This is a genomic window from Methylobacterium sp. B1 (genome assembly GCF_000333255.1).
In the GTDB taxonomy this organism is placed as follows: domain Bacteria; phylum Pseudomonadota; class Alphaproteobacteria; order Rhizobiales; family Beijerinckiaceae; genus Methylobacterium; species Methylobacterium fujisawaense.
Genome location: NZ_BACT01001029.1, coordinates 1 through 1897, shown reverse-complemented (window position 1 = coordinate 1897; position 1897 = coordinate 1). Strand labels below are relative to the sequence as shown.

General features: G+C 70.0%; 2 protein-coding genes and 1 pseudogene. 1 reads left to right on the top strand and 2 read right to left on the bottom strand.

Translation table 11 applies throughout. From position 1 onward, the window contains the following. Together I53_RS28690 and I53_RS28685 are read right to left on the bottom strand one after the other, a co-directional pair. Positions 1 to 676 (bottom strand): hypothetical protein (locus I53_RS28690; RefSeq protein ID WP_083936187.1); only part of this gene is annotated, 676 nt, incomplete at its 3' end. A gap of 23 nt (positions 677 to 699) precedes the next feature. Continuing rightward, positions 700 to 1233, bottom strand: coding sequence for an invasion associated locus B family protein (locus tag I53_RS28685; RefSeq protein WP_187294430.1), 534 nt, complete (start codon positions 1231 to 1233; stop codon positions 700 to 702). A 183-nt stretch (positions 1234 to 1416) separates the two neighbouring features. Between I53_RS28685 and I53_RS28680 the strand changes: the two are divergent. Beyond that, positions 1417 to 1789 (top strand): annotated as a pseudogene (locus I53_RS28680) (hypothetical protein). The last annotated feature ends 108 nt before the right edge of the window (positions 1790 to 1897 follow it).

Below are 1897 nucleotides of genomic sequence, written 5' to 3'. Positions count from 1 at the left end.
TCACTGGGCAGCGTCGCCTCCGCCCGGCGGGTGCTGCGGCGACGCCCGTTTTCCGGCGGCGCGGCTTCGCAGCGNCCTTCCCGGCCCCCTTGCCGGCGCCGACCCCCACCGCGATGTCGTACTCGGCCGTCATCGCGGCAGGAACCTGCAGATCATCGGCGACGACCGTGGCGAAGCCCTGGGCCTCACCCGGTCCGACCGTGACGCTGACCCGCTCGGCGCGGCTTGAGACGACCTTGCCGTTGTAGCGGATCTGAAACGTCACCGGCACATCGAACCGGCCCGGCGCACCGGCCGGCCCGAGCAGCACGTTGACCTCCGCGCCCACCTTGACGGTGATCGAGCCGTCCTGACGCCGCGTGCATTCGCGGGCAAGCCGAGCGAGGGCGTACTGGGTGCGCACCGTATCGCCCGCAAGGGTTCGCGAGGCGGCGGCACCCTCGACGACCTCCACCGGAGGGCAATAGGGTGGATCGAGGGTTTCGGGCTGCGACGGCGGCACCGTCGTGCCTCCGTACTTGAACAGGTTGGAGAAGATGTTCCCCTCCTCGGCCCGGCACGGAGCGGCAGCGGCGAGGGACAGGGCAAGCACGAGACCGCCCCGCCGGAGCAGGGTGTTCGGCAGCCGGGAGACGCCCGGGGACCGCGTCGGAGTCCTGTCTTGAAGTCCGATCATCGCACGGCTCCCGAGCGGCACCGTCATTTCAGGCTATCGAACCCGGCCGCGAAGCCCTTCATCGACAGCGGGATCCCGACGCCTTCCTCGGGCGTCTGGAACACGATGAAGGTGGCTTGCGTGCCGTTCTTGAACTGGCGGATCAGACCGTCATCCATCACGACCTCGGCCACGCACCCGGTGGTGAGACAGCGGACGAAGCCCGCGCGGCCGATATCGGTCTGGTCGATCTTGAGGCCGAGGCCGGAAGGCAGGAGGACGCCTAGCGGCGCCACCACCCGCAGAAGGTAGCCGCGGTTGTCGGCCGTCTTCAGGACGATCACCACCAGGGTCAGATTCGGCCGGTCCTCGGCGGCGAGATACTGGACGAGGGCACATTGCTCGGCCTTCGCGCCGGCCGGCGTCTCGCAGCGCAATTGCCAATCCTCGAAGGTCTTGCGCACCATACCCTGGGCCGCGGCCGGCCCGGCGGGCACGAGCGCGGCCGCCACGAGGGCGAGGAAAACCGGCAGCGCGGCGCGCCGGAAACGAACGAGCCTCGCGTGAAGCGGCACCACCGATCCCTTCGGAACGCTCCGGCCGAGGACCGGCGGGAGCCGTACAATCGGGCGTGTTCCGACCATGGTCCGGCCCGCGCTGTCAAGCGATGCGGTCGCGGTGTTGCGCGTCGGCGCTACCCGCGCGGGTGTCTGCGGCCTAGATTGTGATCGAACACTCCTCCTGCGCCGGATCCCGCCGTGATGCGCCTGCTCACTCTCTCGGCCGCCTGCTTGATGGCCACCCTCGCGCAGGCGGGGGCCCAGTCCCTGCCGGTCGGGGAGACCACCTACATCGAGCGCTCGCTCAATCACACCGACACGCTGGTGATCGAGCATCCGCCGGTGGCGGCGAACCCGTATGGCCGCCGCAACGGACATGCCGCGATCGCCGGCTATTGCCGGGACGGTGGTCTCATCCGGCGGCGTGACGAGTTCGGCAACCCGGTGATCATCCGCCAGCGGGAGGTGTGCGACAGCGTCGCGCCGCGTACCCTCAGTCCCGGCGAGGTCGATCCCCGCCCGAGCTGGCGGCCCGACCCGTGGGCGCCAGCGCGTTCTGCGCGCCAAGGGGTGACGGGGGTCAGCCCTCTTTCGGGCGGGGGATCACCTTACCATGCGGGCCGTGCCGGGCCCTTGAACCACCTTCGCGGGTCGGTTTCGAAAAAGGGGGCCCAAACCCCAA